This is a genomic window from Treponema sp. R8-4-B8 (assembly GCF_054786175.1).
Genome location: NZ_BDHE01000487.1, coordinates 103,234 through 122,361, shown reverse-complemented (window position 1 = coordinate 122,361; position 19,128 = coordinate 103,234). Strand labels below are relative to the sequence as shown.

The following is a 19,128-nucleotide window of genomic DNA, read 5'->3' as shown; positions in this document are numbered from 1 at the left end:
CTATGACCGATTTGAGAGACTTGCTTGCCATTAATATCAAAAAAAGACGTAAATCATTGGGTATTTCACAGGCTGTTTTGGCTGAAAGGGTAGAAACTTCCACCGATTACATCGGACAGATTGAACAATGTAAAAAATTCCCTTCATCAGAAATGTTGCAAAGGATAGCGCAAGCCCTTGAAATGGACAGTCCTGAACTGTTTTCTACCCAAGTTTTTACCGATGAAGCCATTAAAATCGTCCAAGACAAGGTACAAGCGGATTTAGACGAGGTTAGTATATCCATTAAAAAAAAGATAACCGAGATTAAAATCATAAAAAATTGAGATTGTCTTTTTTGGGGGCTAAATAGGGAGAATGGCACTTTTGCCCGTAATTAACAAGCGTAAAAATGAGTACCTTTTTGCGGTGAAGTTGAGGCTTGATTACAGGTAAACGCAAAATACTGAAAAAATTCCTAACTAGATAATAGCCGAGCATACATCGTGTGTGGAGAGGGAATAGTTTGTCAATGGGAATTCTTGGAAAAACCTATTGACATCGTTATTTTTCTAAAGTTAGTATATATATAACCATGCTTGAGCGAGCCGTTTTAATAAAAGAGATAGACTCCCTTTCCCCTCGTTATTATAACGAGATAGTTGATTTTGTCGGGTATATAAAAGAAAAAAAGGCGAAAGAAAATAATTCATTGGAGAAAGCCGCTGAAATGGCAGCCGAAGAATACCGTACTAACAAAGAATTAACGGCATTTTGCGCCCTAGACGGTGAAGATTTTTATGAAACAAGGTGAAATCTGGTCAATAAATCTTGATCCGACTGTTGGCGCAGAGATGAAAAAATCACGTCCTGCCTTAATCATTAACACTGACAGTCTTGGAAAATTGCCCCTCAAAATTATAGCCCCAATTACTGATTGGAAAGACCATTATGATAATTATCCGTGGATGGTAAAAGTTACTCCAACCAAACAAAATTGTCTTGCAAAAATATCCGCTATAGACTGTTTTCAGATACGAAGCGTTTCTGTTGAGCGGTTTATAAATCTTGTAGGTTCTGTAGAATCAGAAATTATTGCCCATACCCAAGAAGCAATTACAAAAGTAATCGGAGCATCGTAGAGACCAAGCAAGCGCAGTGGTAACCGACACCACTTTTTCATGGTGTACCTTGACTCCCGACCAGCCCCATATGTAGCGTATAGGCTTGGGAGTTTTGCCAAAGAGAGAACTACAGTATTTACTGTGATTTTTTGCCTTTGATAAGGCTCTATGCTTTTTTATGTTTTTTGTGTTTGGCAAAACTCCAGACTGTGATGTGCTTATTACCGCTAGAATATGTATGCCCAAACCAAAAATATTGAAAAAATCCTCACTAGGTAATAGCCGGGCATACATCATGTAGTGGAGAGGGTAAAGAAAATAGCGTACTTTCCCAAATTCCTGAAAAGTAGTATACTATAGATAAGTCAAAGTAGGGAGAATTATTGACGAAAAAGTACTTGAACAATGGAATAAAACAAACAAAATCCTTGAAGAAATAAGCAATACCATAAAAGCCCCCAAAACCATGCTTGATAGAATATTGGAATACGGAGGCGCAGGTGTTGGTATTCTTGGAATACTGAGTATTATTGATATAATAAGAAATTGGATATTAGGAGGGTGATATGATTTTTCAATTAATTGTTTCTATTGCATTGGTTATTATCGGCGTTTCCATGTTTTTACTAGGTCGTTATTTAAGAAATTTCCGTACCACACAAAAAGAATAATAATAAATTAGAAAATTACACGTACCGGTAACTATGATACTGAAATTCCGCATATACGCCGCTAGAAGATGTATGCCCAAACCCAAAATATTGAAAAAAATTCCACGCTAGGTAATAGCCGGGCATACATCATGTAGCGGAGAGAGAAAAAGCCTTTAGCAATATTGCAAACATAGCGGTAAAATACGAAAAAACGCTTTATATATTATTTAATTTATTCCTATTTCATGCTAATATACAATAAGGTGGGTGATTTATGAGAATAGCGATTGTCAGCGCGGCGAGAAAGAAAGACACGCCGGATTATGTGGCCTCTCTTGCAAAAGGGATGGAGTCTATGGGGCATCGCGTGGATATAGTCAACGCGTGGAAAGACGACGGCATGAGGCTTCCCGGGTACGAATATATAGCGGTGGCGGCTGAGCCGGTTTCGTTTTTTTCCGGCAAGCTGCCGGATGTTATTTCTAAGACGCTTGCGGCGGGCAGTTCTCTTATGGGGAAAAAAAGCGCGGCGTTTATTAAAAAGACGGGGCTTTTCAGCAACCGCGCCCTTATCAATTTAATGAAGGCGATGGAAAAAGAGGGAATGAGGGTTAATTGGAGCGATATTTTGCTTAACGCTCCCCACGCCGAAGCGATGGGCAAAAGAATTGGCGCATAACAAAATTGGATGATTATTACAAGCTGCTCGGCGTAAAGCCGGGAGCGAGCGCGGCAGAAATTAAAAAAGCCTTCCGTAAGAAGGCGAAAAAGCTTCATCCTGATATTGCGGGCGCGTCCCATTCCGGGGCGATACGGAAATTAATCGCGGCTTATGAGGCGTTATCTGATTTAAACAGGCGTTTTAATTACGACAGGGCATATTCCTTCTACGCCAAAAAGACCGGATTTGATTATCGCACATGGCTGAATGAGCAGGAAAAACCCGTATATAAAGCCAAATTGATTTTTTATGAGCTTTTACACCTTCAGGAAGACAAAGCAATCGAGATTTGGAGAAAATACGGCGGACTTGATTTTCAACTGGATAAGCACATGGAAAGGGAAGATTGGATGGATTGCCAATACATACTTGCCGAAGAACTGGACAGGAGGCACTTTAGTTTTGAAGCCTTTAAACTGCTTGCCGCCATTCTTGCCGAAGAACACCGCCGCCCTTACTTTAATCATTTTACTGAGGATATAAAAAATTATGTTAAAGCCATCGTTAATAAAAGACTGAAACAGCAGGTAGACAATGAAACATGGATTACCTGCATGAAGTCGCTAATAGGCGTTGGGTTTTCCGATGACGAAGAAAACGTATTTAATGAATATATCGATAAAGCGCAAAACGAAATCAAGGCGGAACTATAAATGATTACTAAAATATTATTTCTAAATGGAATGATTACTAATATAATAATCTTAAATAAAATGAGTTTTAAAAAGATGATTTTAAATAAAATAATCTTTAATAAAATGCTCTTGAATAAAATTTATTTTTATAAGATAATTTCTAATCGGTTGAAACTAATTAAAAGGAGGTTCCCCTCTTGATCCGCTTAAAAAACGAAAAACAGATTGACGGCATAAGAAAATCCTGCAAACTTCTTTCCGCCATGTACCGCGAATTGATCCCTCTTGTAAAACCCGGCGTTCAAACAATCGAAATTGATCAATGGGTGCAGAACTGGATAAAAAAATCAGGAGGCAAAGCTGTCTTTTTAGGTTACACCATAAAGAAAAAACCCTACCCCGCCGCAATTTGCATTTCAATTAACGATGAAGTAATCCACGGCATTCCGTCAAAAAGACGCATTTGCGAGGGCGATTTGGTTTCTCTTGATTGCGGCATTGACCTTGGCGGCTTTATCAGCGATCAGGCTGTCAGCATAGAAGCGGGAAAGACAAGCGACACCGTAAAAAAACTCAACAAGACGACAAACGAAGCCCTTTATCGCGGCATAACGGCGGCAAAAGCAAATGAAAGACTATTGCAGATTTCCCGCGCCGTAGAAAGTTATGTGAAACCTTTTGGGTACGGAATAGTTAAAGAATTCTGCGGTCATGGAGTGGGGCTTTCACTTCACGAAGACCCTGCGGTGCCGAACACTCCTCACGGAGCGAATCCAAAGATTAGCAATGGCATGGTTATCGCGATTGAACCGATGATCAACATGGGAACAAGCGACGTAGAAGTGCTTGAAGACGAGTGGACTGTTGTCACTGCAGACTCAAAAATTTCAGCGCATTGGGAGCACACGATAGCGATTTTTAACGGGAAGACTGAGATTTTAACGGAGCCTTTGGAGTCTTTTGTTTGGTGATTTTTGATGAAAAGTATCTTACAGAGCAAATTATCACTTATATTGGAAATAAACGCTCTCTTTTACAATTTATTACCAAGGGAATAGAAATTGTCCAAAAACGTTTAAATAAAAATAAATTAATTACTTTTGATGTTTTTAGCGGATCGGGAATTGTCGCCCGCCTTTTTAAGCAATATTCTAAATTGTTATTAGTTAATGATTTGGAAAAATATTCAAAAATAACAAATGAATGTTATTTATCAAATAAAGATGAAATTAATATTTCTCACTTAAAGAAAATCTATTATGATTTAATAAATAATATTACAAATATTTCATTAACTGGCGGGATTATAACAAAATTATATTCGCCTGAAGATGATAATAATATAAAAATCGGCGAACGTGTTTTTTTTACTCGTAGAAATGCTATGTATATTGACACTATGAGAAATCTTATTGAAGGTATTAATAATGATTATAAAAAATATTTTTTAGCTCCACTGCTTTCTGAAGCGTCAGTTCATTCTAATACTTCAGGTGTTTTTAAAGGGTTTTATAAAAATAAAGAAACAGGAATAGGACAATTCGGCGGCAGTAACAGTGACGCGCTTTTTAGGATTAAGGGGGAAATTGTTTTACCGTTTCCACTTTTCAGTGATTTTTCTTGTGACAGTATTGTTTACAATGGCGATTCAAATGAAATTATAAAAGAAGCGCAAGAAGTTGATTTAGCTTATTTAGACCCGCCTTATAATCAACATCCTTACGGTTCAAATTATTTTATGCTTAATTTAATTTTAGAAAATAAATATCCTGAAAAAATAAGTAAGGTATCAGGCATTCCGGAGAATTGGAATCGTTCTTCATATAATAAAAAACAACTTGCTTTAAATTCTCTCACTGAGCTTGTCTCAAAAATAAAGGCAAAATATGTGCTTATATCTTTCAATTCGGAAGGTTTTATTACTCTTGATGAAATGAAAAATATGTTAAAAAATATTGGTAAAATTGAAATATTAGAAACTCCATATAATACATTTCGCGGTTGTCGCAATTTAGCTAATCGTGACATTCATGTAAAAGAGTATTTATATTTACTTGAGAAATAAAATGGCTAGTAAATATAATATGTAAAAATTGGCAGAAAGCGGTTCTGAAACCATGCGAAATATATTGACAAAAGATTTTTTTTGAAATAATAATGAATAATTATGTATTTTAAGAAATTGGCATGGAAAAATGTAACTTAGCTACTGTATATAAGGAGTAAATATATGAATATTTTTGAATCAATAATGCTGGTTTGTTTTGGTTTTGCATGGCCGCTCTCCATATACAAATCATTTGTATCCAAAAAAACAGCGGGTAAAAGCCTATTGTTTTTATTAGTATTGCAAATAGGTTATGTGGCAGGTTGTTTGTTTAAATTTACAGAATACTGGGATAATTTGAAAACAAACCCGAACGAGACTATCAGTATAAATTTATACTTGTATATTCTTAATTTTGTAATGATAACAATAGATGAGTTATTATTTTTAAGAAATCGCAAGATAGAGAAAAGCAACAATAATTAATCTATTATGAGATTTAAATGGTATTAAGATGAAAAAAAAATGGTTTACCGTAATTATTACCATTATTTCAAGTTTATTCCTTTTTAAATGCGAGTATTTCAATATCCCTATGAAAGAGTTTATTGCAGACTCCTCCGAAATAGCGATGTGTACGGACTATTCTATCGATACCCCTTTCCATGCCAAGTCAGTCACAGAAGTATTTATACCGCCGGATGAGGTTTCAAAAATAACCATTACCCTGTACAACCCGCGTAATTTTAATTTAAAACTTGCGTTAATTGGCGATAACCCATCCGAAAAAGCCTCGGTAGTATTGGGACAAAACAGACAGACAGCCGTTGTTACGGTTGATAATCCGTCACGCTTTGAAGTTTTCGATCTGACTGTAACTATGGAAGTTAATGGCAGGCCTATGGAGCCATACAAACTGCCAAAAATGGAATGTCGTTACCTTAACAATTATCTGCATACGCTCTCTGTAGATGGCTATACGCTCAATTCAGAGTTTATCTCTGACGGCTTCACGCTAAGTCCGTCTTTTGTTCCTGATAATACAGATTATACGGTTAATTTTCCCGAAGATACGTATAGCGTAACCATAACATACAGTCGGGTTTCCGGCGTATTTTCTTCAGATTTGATAAAATATAATTCTTATGAGGACAACAATAACGACGATTCTGACCTTACAAACACATACACCTTAGAGGGTCTACAACCCGGCAGAAATACAATACTGATAATCGTTACAGCAGACAGCGGTATTACAAATACATACACATTAACGGTAAACGTGCTTGTGAACGCGAAAGAGCCTGTTATAAACGTACAACCACAGAACGCTGAAGTAAGCGCTGGTACGCAGCACAGTTTGAGCGTAACGGCGGTATCGATTGACGGCGGAATTCTTTCGTATCAATGGTACAGTAACACGACAGAATCCAACAGCGAAGGCACGCTCATCCCCGGAGCTACATCGGCAATTTACAATTTCACGGTAGATTCTGAAATTTGGCATTACTACGTGGTTATAACAAACACGAATAATGAAGTAACAGGAATTAAATTTGCGACCGTGGCAAGCGATGCCATTACGCTGACGGTAAACGCGCAAACGCCGAACATAACAGTACAACCTAATAGCAAAACTATCGGTTTTAGTTTATTACACACTTTATCCGTAACGGCAAATGTTACAGACGGCGGAACGCTTTCGCATCAGTGGTACGAGAACACAAGTAATTCCAACAGCGGAGGTACGCCCATATCCGGTGAAGTAAATTCAGCCTATAACCTTACAATAGATATAGTAGGGGTCTATTATTATTACGTAATTTTAACTAATACGAATGATAGGGTGAACGGTACAAAAACAACATCTATTACAAGCAATGTCGCGACATTGACGGTAAAAGAATATGGAATCTTTGAAATTACCTTTACCCAAATTACCGATGAAGCGCCTATTACAGAAGGGCCAACCATTCACCGTTCGGAGCAATATGGGAATGTTGAGGCAATACTGACAGTTGAAGATCCCGATCAGTACGATATTATAAACTGGTACATATACTTACCCAATAACTTAGGCGTTATCAGCGGAAGCGGACCGACTTTTACATTAAGCTCAAAAAATACCGCTTATAACAGCGGCGGGCAGCACTACTTAACACTTGAAGTAATGAAGGACGGCATATCGTACAATCAGACCATTATTTTTAGGGTGGTACAATAAAAAATAGGAAAAGAGGAATAAAAATGAAAAACGAACGATTAACGATAAAAACCTTAAACTTCTCTCTTTCACTCTTTCTTTTTATCTTCTCTTTGTTTGTTTTTTCCGCCTGCCCGAATCTCTTTAATCCCGAATTGACTAAAAAACCTGCCTCGGGAAAAGGCAGTTTTCAACTTTCCATTAACGGGCTACAAGCCGGGCGGACAATTTTACCGGCAACCGCGCAGAGTGATTTTAATGCATACACTCTGGATTTTTATGACACCGAAGGTAATCTCATCGTTAGTGAGACTCGGACCAACAGCAATTTAGGCGATCCTGTTTTTCTTGACCCGGGAACCTACAAGCTGTCTGTTACCGCTTACATGGACGCGGAAAAAACCAAACCCGCGGCGTGCGGGGAATTGGCTGGAATAAGTATCACTTTAAACGCTAGCTTTAGCGGCAGCGTTACTCTTACGGCGATTATTAGCGAAGGGCAGGGCGACTTTAAGTGGAACATTAACTACCCTTCAGGCGTTACTATTGCCAGAATGACTGTTACGCCCTTTGAAAATGGAAGTGGAACGCCAGAACAAACTTTGTTCTTTATCGGCGGAACGCCCGTCGGCAACAAAAATGGCTCTCTGACTCTGAACTCAGGTTATTACCGCGTTACTCTTTATCTTTTTAATAATAATAATATGCGCAGTGTTGAACGGCGAGAAATTCTCCACATATATAAAAACATGGACAGCTCTTTTACTTACACTTTTACCGATGACCACTTTACATATCTTATTGTAACAAGCGGGTCCGACTCAGGCGCGGGAACACTTAGAAATGCCATTAGTGCCGCTCCGGCTAACAGCACGATTATCATTGATCCAGAAGTGAAAACCATCGCGCTGGGAAACGGTCTTAGCATAGACAAGAACATTTCAATAGAAGGGAATGGCGTAACCATAAAGTGGGCAAGCTCGTGGACTTCGAACTATGACAGGTTTCTGTCTGTTAATAGTTATTATAGTTCAATAGTTGAGGTTACCATTAGCCGCGTCTGGTTTAAGGACGGCAGGACAACAGGTGAAGGAGGAGCTTTCGATAATTCCTACGGCGGAAACGTAACATTGGAATCATGCATATTCAGCGGGAACCGGAGTAATAACGGCGGAGCTATCAGGAATAATGGAATTATGAGCGTCAAGGGCTGTACCTTCTACGGTAACAGAGCTGATAATGAAGGCGGGGCAATTTATAGCGGCAACTCTTTGACCCTTACAGGGAATTTGTTCTATAAGAATACCGCCTCTTCATATCCGGTGTTGCAATTTTGGAATAGCATTAGCTCAACCGGCTATAATGTGGTTGACATCGCGCTTGGAGAAAGTCCAAACCAGAGCGGGTGGTTTCCTAACGGCGATATAACCGTCAATATTCCGATGGTATCGCCGACTAGTTTTAAGCTCCTTCCCAACAGTCAGGCGGCAGACATTATAATAGAAGAATTACCCTACTGGTATCCAACAACGGATTTTTATGGCAATCCTATAAACCTGCCTGCCGCCGCTGGAGCGGTGCAGGACAGGGTGAACAACAGCGGGTATTACCTTGAATTGTCGGTGAATGACGACAGCAGAGGGACGATCAATGTAACTCCCCCGCCGGATACAGAAGGGTTTGTTCAATATCCTTATATTGTTATTGTTACGGCAAATCCGGTAAATACTGACTGCTATTTAGCATATTGGTTGGTAAACGGGGTGAAGACAGAAGACGAATCATTGGAATTAACACTGACAAGTCATACCAGAGTACAGGCAGTATTTTCAAAGAATTTTTTAGTTACTAATTTTGACGATCCCTCGAATAGCGAGACAACGTCGGGAACATTGCGCCACGCGCTGACCAACGTAATTAATGGGGACAAAGTAATCATAAATGAAACAGCAGGGCAGACAACCATCACGCTGACAAGAGGTCTTAGTTTAAGCAAAAGTATTAATATAGAGGGTAACGGCGTAATTATAACGCGGGCAAGCTCATGGCAGAATGACAGGTTCCTGAATATCAGCGATAGTACGGTAACCATCAGCCGTGTTTGGTTCAAGGACGGCAGGACAACAGGTCACGGAGCGGCTGTCTATAATTACTACGGAAACGTAACACTGGAATCCTGCATATTCAGCGGGAACCAGAGTTCTGATAATGGCGGCGCTATATACAATTACGGAACCATGAAAGTCAAGGGCTGCACCTTCTACGGTAACAGAGCTGAAAATAACGGTGGGGCAATTTATACAAGTAACGGCACTTTGACTCTTACAGGAAACCTGTTCTACGGGAACACTGCCTATTCATATCCGGCGGTTGGGTATTATATCATAACATCAGCAGGTTACAACTTGGTTGACGTTCCTCTGGGAAATGATTCAACGAATAGCGGTTGGACAGCGGGAACTGGAGACATATATATTACCACCTTCCCCATATCCGGAAAAACATTTAAGCTCCTTCCAAGCAGTGAGGCGGCAGGTGTTATAACCTCTCTGCTAACAGATTATCCAACAACGGATTTTTACGGCAATCTTATCGAACTACCTGCCGCCGCTGGAGCGGTACAGGGCATTATAAGCGACAGCGGAATTTACATCGAACTGTCGGTGAACGAAAGCGGTAGGGGAAGCATTAGCGCATCACCTACACCTAGTACAACCGATGGTCTTGTTAATTCAACTACGGTTGCGATTACGGCAAATCCGGCAAGCGGGTACTATTTTGTTTACTGGCTGGTAAATGGGAAAAAGAGTGAAGTCACATTATCGCAGTTGACACTGTCAGATCATGCCAGAGTACAGGCGGTATTTGGAAAAGATTTCAACGTAATTAAATTTTCAGACAATTCTGACAGTGAGTCAGATTCCGGAACATTGCGCCACGCGCTGACCAACGCGATTGACGGGGATAAAATTATCATGTCAAAAACATTGGTAGAAATGACAAGCCTCGTGCTAACAAGAGGTCTTAGCGTAAGCAAGAGTATTACCATAGAAGGGAATGGCGTAACCATAACGCGGGGGAACTCATGGACTTCGAATGATGATAGATTTCTGTCTATCAGAGGTAGTACAGTAACCATCAGCCACGTCTGGTTCAAGGATGGCAGGACAACAGCTAATGGAGCGGCTGTCAGTAATGACAACGGAAATGTAACGCTGGAATCCTGCATATTCAGTGGGAACCAGAGTAATAATGGTGGCGCTATATACAACCGTTACGGAAGCATGAATGTTAAAGGCTGCACCTTCTACGGTAACAGTGCTGTTATTTGCGGCGGGGCGATTTATGGCAACGGCACTTTGGCCCTTACAGGGAACTTGTTCTACCTGAACACTGCCTCTTCATATCCGGTGTTGAATCCTGATATAACTATAACATCAACCAGTTACAACGTGGTTAACGTTCCCCTTAGTGAGATCGGCTTTTCAACTTTTGATGGAAACAAATATATTACCACCTTCCCCGTATCAGGAAAAACATTTAGGTTTATTCCCGGCGGTGGGACGGAAAACGTTATTACCACCGCTTTGCCAGCAGATTATCCAACAACGGATTTTTACGGCAATTCTATCAACGTACCTGCCGCCGCCGGAGCGGTACAGGGCAGTGCAAGCGATACTGGGTATTATCTTGAACTATCGGTAGATAACAGCGCCAAAGGAAGCATTAGCGCGTCACCAGCGCCTGATCCAGATGGCCTTGTTGCTTCAGGTCCGGTTACAATTACGGCAACTTCGACGCCAGGTTACGATTTGGCGTACTGGCTTGTAAATGGGAACAAACAAGAGAATACTGGTCCGTTGCTATTAACCGTTTCAAGCCATAATAACAAAGTACAGGCTGTATTTGAAAAAATATTTATCGTTAATGACTTTAACGATTACTCTAACGGCGAGGGGACAGAAGGGACTTTACGCCACGCCCTAGCTTACGCGCTGGACGGGGACAAGATTCGCATGGAGGGAGTAAATCCAGGCGTAACAATCATCGCGTTGAGAGGAAGTCTGCCCAACATAAGCCATAACATTACAATAGAGGGGAACGGCGTAACCATAACGCGGGCAAGTTCATGGTCTGGCAGGTTTCTGTATATCAGTAATAGTACAGTAACAATCAGCCGTGTCTGGTTCAAGGATGGCATGGTATCATATGATTATGGAGCGGCTATATGTAATTCCTCAGGAAACGTAACGCTGGAATCCTGTATATTCAGCGGGAACCGGAGTAACTATGGCGGCGGCGCTATATACAATTACGGAACTATGAATGTCAAGGGTTGCACCTTCTACGGTAACAGCGCTAGTAATGACGGCGGGGCGATTTATAGAAGTAGCGGCACTTTGACCCTTACAGGGAACCTGTTCTACGGGAACACCGCTCTTTCAAGTCCGGTGGTATCTAATTATTATGGAACATCAAATGGGTACAACGTGGTTGACGTTACTTTGGGACCCGATTCAAACCAGAGCGGTTGGACAGCGGGAACCGGAGACAGGCAAATTTCTGCCATCCCCGTATCAGGGAAAACATTTAAGCTCCTTCCCGGCAGTCAGGCGGCAAATGTTATAGCTACTTTGCCTATAGATTATCCAACAAAGGATTTCTACGGGGCTGATATAAACCCCGGAGCCGCCGCTGGAGCGGTACAAGGCAGTGTAAGCGATAGTGGTGGGATTTATATAGACGCGTCTGCGAATGACAGCGTGATGGGAAGCGTTAGCGTATCGCCTTCATCCGGTAACAACGACGGTCTTGTTTCAGGCCCGGTTACAATTACGGCGACACCGGCAAGCGGGTATCACTTTGCGTACTGGCTGGTAAACGGGAACTATCAAGGAAATACAAATCCATTGCAATTGAACATTCATGCCAGAGTACAGGCGGTATTTGGGAAAGAATTAACCGTCAGTAATTATATGGACATACAGGGCAGCGAGTCAGCGCAAGGAACTTTACGTAATGCCATTACCAACGCGAAGGACGGGGACAGGATCGTCATGACAAATGTAAGGCCGGGGCAGACAACCGTCACGCTGAGAAGCAGTCTTTACATAAACAGGAACATTACCATAGAAGGTAACGGCATAACCTTTAATGGCGATAGCAATATCCAAATATTGTATATCAACAGTTGTACTGTAACCATAAGCCGTGTTTGGTTCAAGGACGGCAGAACAGATGAAGGAGCAGCTGTCTATAATGACTCCGGAAATATAACGATAGAATCCTGCATATTCAGCGGAAACCAAGGTTCTAGTGGTGGCGGCGCTATAATCAATTACGGAATCATGAACGTCAAAGGCTGTACCTTCTACAATAACAGCACTGATAATAACGGTGGTGCAATTTATAATGGCAGTGGCACTTTGACCCTTACCCTTACAGGGAACCTGTTTTATGGGAACACTGCTGAAGGTGGATCTCCAGTGGTTCATGGTGACGGAACATCAAATGGATACAATGTGGTTGACTTTACTTTGGGACCCGGTTCAACGCAGAGCGGTTTTACAGCGGGAACCGGAGACACGACCTTTACAGCTTTGGGTATCAATGGAACTCCAATTAATACCGCTACCTTTGAACCAGTACAAGGTTTGAGATCGGTAATACCACCAACGCTTAGCGGTTTCCCCACTAAGGACTTTTACGGAGAAAACAGAAGCATCCCCGGAGCGCCGGGAGCAGTGAAATAAAAAAATAACAGGGACTTGCAAGGGCGTGTTCTCTCACAAGTTCAATGGATAAGGAGCGCAAATGAGCGAGGAAAAGACGGCTAAAACTCAAACCGATAAAATATCGCGGCCAATAGGGGCGAAGCTTATCACTATTATTACGATACTGCTTTTATTTTCGCTGGGGGCGATTACCGTCCTTGTGTCGGTGCTGGTATCAAATGACGTGCGCGTGACAGCCGAGGATAACAACTTCACGGCAAACAGAAGGTCAGCCTCGGAAGCGGAAACTTTTCTTGTCATGGTTAGGAGCAACGCCCTTGTCCTTTTGGACACCCTTAACGCGTTGGGCAGAACGTCCCCTGTGGCGAACCTTGCCGCCGGTTTCTTCTTTGAGCGCAACCAGGACTTTGCATTTATCGGCATCGGTCAAAAAAAGGCAGGCGGCTTTACGCTGACGCGCAGCCTTATTAACGAAAGATTTTTCTTTTCCAACGAACTGGATACAAGCGTAATAGGCAATTTTATCGCCGTGGAAGAAGACGCTCTTGAACGCTGCGGCATGGGCGAAACCTTGTTACTGAACGCGGCGCCCGTCTTTGGCATACCCGCGCTTGTCCTTGCATTCCCGTGGCAGGAAGCCGGAGAACAGGAAATCGCGCTTGTGTTTGTCTCGTCCAACACCGTTACCGAAAACTTTGGCGGCGGGGCGAATATCTCCTATATGATAAATGACGCGGGGGACTACCTTATACACGCGGATTACGATTTGATCAAAGCGGGGGCAAACGCCGCGTCTTCGCCCTTTGTCGCGATGACGCTGGAAAGCGCGGACCAGGGCCGTCAGACTCTGTACATCGATACGGACGGCAAAAAATATTTTGGGGCGTTCCGAAAAATCTCACTTGCAAACGCCGCCGTGATCACTACAATTCCTTATGACGTGGTTTTTGAAGGAGTGGCGGCAACCACGCGGCGCAACTTGTATTTGACGGGAGCGGTGCTTTTTATCGCTATTCTGTTCGTGTGGTTCTTCAGTAAAACAGTCAGCGTCCCGCTCAAGTCTCTTGCGGCGGCGGCGCGTCAGATTGAAGGCGGCGATTTTGATTTGCACTTGACGGCAAAAACAAAAGACGAAGTCGGCTTCCTTACCAAAAGCTTCCAACGGATGAGCGGCGCGTTGAATATCTTTGGACGGTTTACCAATAAGGAAATCGCTGTCCGCGCCATGAAAGGCGAGATAAAGCCGGGAGGCCTGCCAAAGCACGCGACAATTTTCTTTTCTGACATACGCGGCTTTACAGAAAAAAGCGAAAACTTTACCAAAGCTTTCGGGAATGAGGCTTCCGACAAAATTGTCCACTGGCTCAACGAATACTTTACCCGCATGGTTGAATGTGTTGAAAAAACGCACGGAGTCGTAGATAAGTTTATCGGTGACGCGGTTATGGCGCATTGGGGAACCGCATACACTACGGGCAATCCAAAAGAAGACGCATATAGCTGCGTTGTTTCAGCTTTGATGATGCGCAAGGCCCTTTATGAGATGAACAAAAACCGTACAGCGGATGATCCCGCTAACCCGCCGATACGCATCGGTTGCGGGATAAATTCAGGCGTAGTAACCGCGGGGCAGTTGGGCAGCGAACAGCGCATGGAATACACGGTTATCGGCGATCCTGTCAATCTTGCAAGCCGTACCGAAGCGCTAAACAAACCGCTGGGAACTGACATTCTGATAACTGAAGACACATGGAAACTGTGCGGAGAACGTTTCATTACTGAGGAAATGCCGCCTATTAAAGTTAAAGGAAAAGAAAAACCAGTGCGGATGTTCGCCGTGGTTAATCCTATAAACTCAAAAGCCCAGCGGACTCTGGCGGATGTCAGAAAACTTTTGGGCATTGAAGCGCCGGATATTTCTAAAGTTGACACTAACGCGGAAGAAAAGAAATACAAGATAGGGGAAAAGGCATGAAGGCCAAGTCATCTTTTTTCTTTGACGCGCTGACATCCGTCTTGTGTGCCGCGGGATTTTGCCTGTGTTTTTTATTTTTCTGGAAAGACCTTAACGCGGCCTTTTCCAGAACAGGAGAGCAGCCTGTGGGAATCATAACCTTCCGGTACAACACGGCGCAGAGGCGTTTTATCGACAGGGTATTATGGGACAGGCTTCGCAATGACTCGCCGGTGTACAACGGGGATGTTATACGCACCGCCGATTTGTCAGAAGCGACTATTACTTTCTCAGGCGGCGATATTGTTGATTTAACATCAAACACTTTGATACAGATATTCGCGGATAAAGACGCGTCACGAATTGATTTTTCAGGCGGTGAAATCAGCGTCAACGCTTCATCCGCAATGGTTATCGCGTCAGGAAATAAACTCCTTACCGTAGACGCGGGAGCGGTCTTGCAGGCATCCGCGTTAAAAAACGGCGCGTTTGATATTGCCGTCAGTGAAGGAACCGCCGTTCTGGAAAATTCTGATCGTAAAAAGGCAAAAGCGCAGGGTACGGCGGAATCACGCGTAATAGCGGCGGGAGACTCGCTGCTTTTAAACGCGGAGGGGGAAGCTCAGGCCGTTCCGCGCGCGACTGCGGTTTTTCCGCCTCCAGGAGCGCGTTTTTTAAGCCAGACCAATGAAGGGCTTAACTTGGAATTTTCATGGAATAAAATAAATTATCAGCCTGACGGACTTACGCGGCTTGAGGTCGCGCGGGACAGAAGTTTTAACCGCACATTATTTGCCGGAAATTCAAGTGACAGCCGGATCAGCCTGACTCTTCCCGAAGGAACATGGTTTTGGCGGCTTTATCCGCTGTCGGAGGGCGCGTCTGAAATTCCATATTCAAAAATTACAGTCGTTTCAAACCCGATTCCCTCTCTAATAAGCCCGCAGGAAGGACAGGTGTTCAGTTACCGCAACCGTCTGCCCTCTTTACGCTTTCAATGGACTTCATCTCAGTCGGCTTCATCATATATTCTGGAAGTGGCGGATAATCCCTCCTTGCAAAATCCCGCGTTAAACATCACTGTGCGTTCCGGAACAGGGGATCAGCTTTCCTTTATTTCTTCAGCGCTTGGAGACGGAACATGGTACTGGAAGGTTACTCCGGTGTACAGCCGTGACTTTTCGGGAAATCCATCCGTCTCACGGACAGGCTCTTTTGCCATTAAACGCGGCGCGGAATTGTCCGCTCCCGTACTGACAGCCCCGGCTGACGAAGCAGTCTTTAACATAGAAACAGGCAGACGGGACATTCTTTTCTCGTGGAAAAAAGAAAACGAAGCCGCTTCTTATACTTTGACTATTTCTGCTAACAAGGATATGAGTTCGCCCATTATCGTAAAAACTACCGCCGATACGTTTTACCGCTACGGCGCGGATGAAACCTCCATTACTTCAGGAACATGGTACTGGACAGTCCGGCAGACTGACTCCAACGGGGATGCATCCCCAACCTCGCAACCGAGGTCTTTCACCGCCCTGCGCGGCGAAATCATCCAAAGCCCTATTTTCCCGCCTGACAATTACGTGGTGGCGGATAATCTTTTGCCCAACACGCGCTTTACATGGAAAACTAACCTTACGGACACGTACTTCCAAATTTCAAATAACGCTGATTTTACCTCAGTCATAATTGATGAATCCGCTCCCGGCGACGCTTATACCGTTTATTCGCTTAAAGCGGGAGTTTATTATTGGCGCATAACCGGCGGCCCTGATACGCAGCGTCTTTATAGCAAGCATAACCGATTTACCGTGGTAGAATCATTGCCGCCGCCGGAACTGAGTCAGCCTAAAAGCGGCGCTCTTACGGCGCAGAGCGGAAAGATAACTATTAGGGAGGGGCAGCCAGTAGATTTCAGTTGGAAGTCGTCTGACGCTGATTATTATACCTTTAAATTGTACCGGAGCGGCAGCGCGAATCCTGTCATGGAAACGACAGTCTTCGACACGAAGCTTGACGTAAACATGGACGCTCTAGGTGAAGGTTCATATACATGGACGGTACAAGGCTTTGCGCGGGAAAAATCCTCAAGTTCACGGCGTACCGGCCTTGCTTCCACAGGCTCAATAAATATAAGGCATCTTCGTCCGGCAATTCTTGAGTTTCCGCGCTACGGATGGGAGTATTCAGGCATTGACGCGTCACGCAAGCCGGGCGCGGTACGCTGGTCTTCACGGGAAACTCCCGTCAATGTTCGGTTTGTCATAGCCACGGATGAGCGCATGACGAATATCATCTATATGCAGGCCAATGTCCCAAGGGAAGTTCCTTTGCCGCGTTTAAGCGCTGGAAACTACTATTGGACAATTCAAGCTGAAACCGTGGACGGCTATGATATTTCCGCAGCCGCGCCGTTCCGTTTCCGGGTGCTGCCCATTCCGTTGCTGCCCGTTCCCCAAAACCGGCTTCCCGTCAATTCAACCATGATTGGCGCCGAACAGATAATGGCGTCAAGGAAAGTCGCTTTTTCATGGGACGCGACACAGGGAGCTAACGGCTACATACTGACGATCTTTCAAGGATCGGGCGTTACGCGAAAAACTGTGTTACAAACGCCGGTAATTAATGAAAACGCTTACGCCGTGGACGATATACAGCTTTTGGGTCGGGGTGAGTTTTTATGGCAAGTAGAGGCTGTGTATGTTATGGATGATGATTTTATTGAACAGCGCGGACGAGTGCAGGAAAATAAGTTTACTGTCAATATTCCCGTCCCTTCACAGGTAAATACTATGAACTCAGGTGTTCTTTATGGCAAATAAAATACGGTTTCTTATTACTGCAATACTGCTCATCGGCCTTTGCCTGCCGTTTGCCTTCGGACAGTCCAATGAAAGCTCCAGCGATGAGGATGAAACCGAACAACAGAACTATTATATCGACCGTAACGAAAACGATTCCCGTTTTATCCAACGGCTTATTTGGACTGCGGCCGATTATGTTTTCCGCTATGAAGTAATCGTTGAAAAACAAGACGATGACGGAAATTACAACGAAGTGGAACGGGTCAGCGTCAAGCAAAATTTTGCCGAAGTCTCGCTTACCGCCGGTAAGTACCGTTACCGTGTCGATATTTATGATCTCGTTAATAATTACGCTTCCTCCTCCGATTGGCATGATTTTGAAATAATCCGCGCCCTCCAACCGGAATTGACAAATTTTAATCCGCGCTTTTTTTATCTTGACGAGGACAATGTTTGGGAGATTAACCTTCAAGGGCAAAACCTGCTTCCCAATTCGGAGATTTACCTTGTACAGAACGGCTCGAAAATCAGACCGCAGAGGCATATTGCCAACGGAGATTCCGCCCGCCTTGTTTTTTCCGGCAGATCCCTTGTTATCGGCGAATACTCCATATATGTTAAAAACCCGGGCGGTCTTGACGTACAGTTAGGACCGTTTGTAATAACAAACAAAAAACCTTTTGACCTGAATATCTCTCTGGGGTACGCTCCTTTCGTTCCTCTATACGGATACATTTTTAAAGATTCCGATAATTTTGAAGCCCCGTTTATTGATAGCTTCTACCCGCAAAGCGCTACTTTTAAAATTAGTTACATCCCTATAAAACATGTATGGGGATATTTGGGAGCGGAGATTTCCGGCGCTTTATCGTTCTTCAGGAATGAAAGAAAAATTTACTCGACACAGGCGTTTTTCTTAAATACCCACCTTAGCGTTTTATATCAAAAATATTTTTTCAAAAAAGCCTTCGCGGTTAACGTCAATCTGGGAGCTGGTTTCTCAACGCTGCTTGATTTCTATTATAAATACTCCAGCGGTTATCAAGGGGAATCCATTATCAATATTATTCCTTCAATTACATTTGATCTTTCTTTTTTGGTATTTGTCTTTAATCCTTTTTACATAAGGATTGGAGTTGATTTCATTCACGCCTTCACTTCGGACAATCCTATGCCTGGTTTTATAATTCCCTTCGTAGTGGCGGGAATACAATTATAGCGTTAATTTTGTAACTATTAATTCATTCGATTATTTGATATTATAAAAGGATAA

At 43.1% G+C, this 19,128-nt stretch carries 13 protein-coding genes; all 13 read left to right on the top strand.

The window, feature by feature from the left end; genetic code table 11:
• The first annotated feature begins 2 nt into the window (after positions 1-2).
• The 13 genes from ACYVRA_RS13740 (at position 3) to ACYVRA_RS13680 (ending at position 19,074) form a co-directional block, all read left to right on the top strand.
• Positions 3-326: a helix-turn-helix domain-containing protein gene (locus tag ACYVRA_RS13740; protein WP_461253289.1), complete on the top strand. Its 324-nt coding sequence runs from the start codon at positions 3-5 to the stop codon at positions 324-326.
• 248 nt (positions 327-574) lie between these two features.
• Positions 575-793, top strand: coding sequence for a hypothetical protein (locus tag ACYVRA_RS13735; protein ID WP_461253288.1), 219 nt, complete (start codon positions 575-577; stop codon positions 791-793).
• Complete coding sequence (locus tag ACYVRA_RS13730) at positions 780-1,121, top strand: type II toxin-antitoxin system PemK/MazF family toxin (protein ID WP_461253287.1); 342 nt, start codon at positions 780-782, stop codon at positions 1,119-1,121. Before ACYVRA_RS13735 ends, ACYVRA_RS13730 begins: the two co-directional genes overlap by 14 nt.
• Before the next feature lie 909 nt (positions 1,122-2,030).
• On the top strand, positions 2,031-2,435 hold the full coding sequence (locus ACYVRA_RS13725; RefSeq protein WP_461253286.1) for a hypothetical protein: 405 nt from the start codon (positions 2,031-2,033) through the stop codon (positions 2,433-2,435).
• Between the two features lie 5 nt (positions 2,436-2,440).
• A complete protein-coding gene (locus tag ACYVRA_RS13720) occupies positions 2,441-3,130 on the top strand; it encodes a J domain-containing protein (RefSeq protein ID WP_461253285.1) in 690 nt (229 codons plus the stop codon).
• 179 nt (positions 3,131-3,309) lie between these two features.
• Positions 3,310-4,083, top strand: coding sequence for a type I methionyl aminopeptidase (map, locus tag ACYVRA_RS13715; protein ID WP_461253284.1), 774 nt, complete (start codon positions 3,310-3,312; stop codon positions 4,081-4,083).
• Positions 4,080-5,177 (top strand): DNA adenine methylase, encoded by a 1,098-nt coding sequence (locus ACYVRA_RS13710; protein WP_461253283.1) that lies wholly within the window; start codon positions 4,080-4,082, stop codon positions 5,175-5,177. Before map ends, ACYVRA_RS13710 begins: the two co-directional genes overlap by 4 nt.
• Before the next feature lie 165 nt (positions 5,178-5,342).
• A complete protein-coding gene (locus tag ACYVRA_RS13705) occupies positions 5,343-5,645 on the top strand; it encodes a hypothetical protein (protein WP_461253282.1) in 303 nt (100 codons plus the stop codon).
• Between the two features lie 28 nt (positions 5,646-5,673).
• Entirely contained in the window at positions 5,674-7,383 is a 1,710-nt protein-coding gene (locus ACYVRA_RS13700; protein WP_461253281.1) for a cadherin-like beta sandwich domain-containing protein, read from the top strand.
• A gap of 23 nt (positions 7,384-7,406) precedes the next feature.
• Positions 7,407-13,115 carry an InlB B-repeat-containing protein gene (locus tag ACYVRA_RS13695; RefSeq protein ID WP_461253280.1) on the top strand — a complete coding sequence of 1,903 codons (5,709 nt, stop codon included), beginning with the start codon at positions 7,407-7,409 and terminating at the stop codon, positions 13,113-13,115.
• Between the two features lie 61 nt (positions 13,116-13,176).
• Positions 13,177-15,072: an adenylate/guanylate cyclase domain-containing protein gene (locus tag ACYVRA_RS13690; RefSeq protein ID WP_461253279.1), complete on the top strand. Its 1,896-nt coding sequence runs from the start codon at positions 13,177-13,179 to the stop codon at positions 15,070-15,072.
• Positions 15,069-17,873 carry a hypothetical protein gene (locus ACYVRA_RS13685; RefSeq protein WP_461253278.1) on the top strand — a complete coding sequence of 935 codons (2,805 nt, stop codon included), beginning with the start codon at positions 15,069-15,071 and terminating at the stop codon, positions 17,871-17,873. The genes ACYVRA_RS13690 and ACYVRA_RS13685 overlap by 4 nt, the downstream gene beginning before the upstream one ends.
• Entirely contained in the window at positions 17,863-19,074 is a 1,212-nt protein-coding gene (locus tag ACYVRA_RS13680; protein WP_461253277.1) for a hypothetical protein, read from the top strand. The genes ACYVRA_RS13685 and ACYVRA_RS13680 overlap by 11 nt, the downstream gene beginning before the upstream one ends.
• The last annotated feature ends 54 nt before the right edge of the window (positions 19,075-19,128 follow it).

What these genes read in the sequence shown, in the direction of transcription:
- ACYVRA_RS13735 (WP_461253288.1), top strand. Translation starts at nt 575, where the DNA reads ATGCTTGAGCGAGCCGTTTTAATAAAAGAGATAGACTCCCTTTCCCCT.
- ACYVRA_RS13730 (WP_461253287.1), top strand. Translation starts at nt 780, where the DNA reads ATGAAACAAGGTGAAATCTGGTCAATAAATCTTGATCCGACTGTTGGC.
- ACYVRA_RS13695 (WP_461253280.1), top strand. Translation starts at nt 7,407, where the DNA reads ATGAAAAACGAACGATTAACGATAAAAACCTTAAACTTCTCTCTTTCA.
- ACYVRA_RS13725 (WP_461253286.1), top strand. Translation starts at nt 2,031, where the DNA reads ATGAGAATAGCGATTGTCAGCGCGGCGAGAAAGAAAGACACGCCGGAT.
- ACYVRA_RS13700 (WP_461253281.1), top strand. Translation starts at nt 5,674, where the DNA reads ATGAAAAAAAAATGGTTTACCGTAATTATTACCATTATTTCAAGTTTA.
- ACYVRA_RS13705 (WP_461253282.1), top strand. Translation starts at nt 5,343, where the DNA reads ATGAATATTTTTGAATCAATAATGCTGGTTTGTTTTGGTTTTGCATGG.
- ACYVRA_RS13690 (WP_461253279.1), top strand. Translation starts at nt 13,177, where the DNA reads ATGAGCGAGGAAAAGACGGCTAAAACTCAAACCGATAAAATATCGCGG.
- ACYVRA_RS13740 (WP_461253289.1), top strand. Translation starts at nt 3, where the DNA reads ATGACCGATTTGAGAGACTTGCTTGCCATTAATATCAAAAAAAGACGT.
- ACYVRA_RS13680 (WP_461253277.1), top strand. Translation starts at nt 17,863, where the DNA reads ATGGCAAATAAAATACGGTTTCTTATTACTGCAATACTGCTCATCGGC.
- ACYVRA_RS13685 (WP_461253278.1), top strand. Translation starts at nt 15,069, where the DNA reads ATGAAGGCCAAGTCATCTTTTTTCTTTGACGCGCTGACATCCGTCTTG.